This is a genomic window from Brucella sp. NBRC 14130 (assembly GCF_040371715.1).
Taxonomy (GTDB): Bacteria; Pseudomonadota; Alphaproteobacteria; order Rhizobiales; family Rhizobiaceae; genus Brucella; species Brucella intermedia.
In genome coordinates, this window is the sequence record NZ_BAABTE010000064.1 from 1 (window position 1) to 1238 (window position 1238).

Below are 1238 nucleotides of genomic sequence, written 5' to 3' on the forward strand. Positions count from 1 at the left end.
ATGATGTTTTTGATCATTGGTCTAAATAACTTCTTCTGCCAACGATATACATTTTCAAAGATCCGCTCAAACTGGTTCTTTTGTATCTCAACATAGGCCATCAAGGCTGAAAAAATATGATTCGAAATCAGTTTAGATCGTCTTACTTGAAACTTTTCAATATGACAAACCTGTTTAATCACTCGGTGATATTGTTCTATTTTCCAATGACTTGAATGTAATTCATGAAAACCCTCAAAGGACAATAAATCATCTTCATCTTGATGCACAATATAAAACCTCTGCTGTTCTTTTAACTGAGTCTTAAATAATTGTACAAAGCCAAAATCTTTGAGCCAGACCACTTGACCCTGATGGAAATTTGGCAATAAACGCAGTTGAAACCATTGTCCTTTTTCTGGGGAAACCTTACGGTTACAGTCGATACCAAACATAAATCGAATACCATGTTTTCTTATGGTTTTTAGATTTCCAGTCGATGAATACCAACTATCACCTGTAATAAATTGAATCTTTGCACCCCAACTGAGTACTTCACTTAACATATCCATAAAGTAATCATTCTTGGTTTTACCTTCAGATTTGTCATAAATTCGGAAATTAATTGGAATATTTTGACCATTTTGATCTGTCGCATACAAGGTAATGAGATTAATACCCTTGACGGATCGGTGGTGTTTGCCTGACCAAAAATAGCTAACTAAGTCCATATGCTGACTATATGGTTTATCTAAAACAGTATCATCAATACTGACTATAAGTTTATTATTATCAATATGTTGAATTGCTTCTTGATATAGGTCGTGAGGTGTGTAGTCTTCACGCTCTAGAAAGCGATTTACACTATCATGCGAGATGTTATAAGTCTCGGCAAGTTGTGTGCAGCTAATAGAGTTCGGTTCTGTCATGAGAAAGCCCATATAAATGGGTAGAGTACAAGTTGCTGTAGAAGCATTTTTAATTCGTCTGATCACAGATACTTTATAAAGTATTTTAATACTTTTTTGAATCCGTCAATGCGTAAGTCCTATCTTATTTATTTGTGGTCTATTGATCTGTTTTGTTTTCATCCTTTTGATGAAGAAATATGTTGACCGCCCTTTCGGTATGCTGGCTGTATTGCTACTCCTCGGTTTATGCCTGTGTAGCTATATCAGCTTCTGCAAATATCAGTTTAAACAGTATTATGAAAAAGCGCTGATTGCACCTGATCAAATTCGGGCTTGTGGTATTTTTAC

General features: G+C 35.1%; 1 protein-coding gene. It reads right to left on the minus strand.

What is annotated here, in order from left to right:
- Positions 1-974 (minus strand): IS701 family transposase (locus tag ABWW28_RS27565; RefSeq protein ID WP_353393009.1); only part of this gene is annotated, 974 nt, incomplete at its 3' end.
- Positions 975-1238: the final 264 nt, after the last annotated feature.